The following is a 251-nucleotide window of genomic DNA, read 5'->3' on the forward strand; positions in this document are numbered from 1 at the left end:
ACCAAGTTCTTCGCTGAAGTATACGTGCTGACCAAAGAAGAAGGTGGCCGTCATACTCCTTTCTTCAACGGTTACCGGCCCCAGTTCTACTTCCGGACCACTGACGTTACCGGTGTAATCAAGCTGCCCGAAGGTGTAGAAATGGTTATGCCTGGTGACAACGTTAAGATCGAAGTAGAACTGATCACCCCCATCGCTATTGAAGAAGGTCTGCGCTTCGCTATCCGCGAAGGTGGCCGGACTGTAGGCGC

1 pseudogene is annotated in these 251 nt (G+C 52.2%); it reads left to right on the forward strand.

Annotated elements, in window-relative coordinates:
- Positions 1-251, forward strand: a pseudogene (gene tuf, locus JDF658_RS12660) (elongation factor Tu); the annotation flags it as partial.

Origin of the sequence: Carboxydocella sp. JDF658, from assembly GCF_002049395.1 — a bacterium.
Taxonomy (GTDB): domain Bacteria; phylum Bacillota.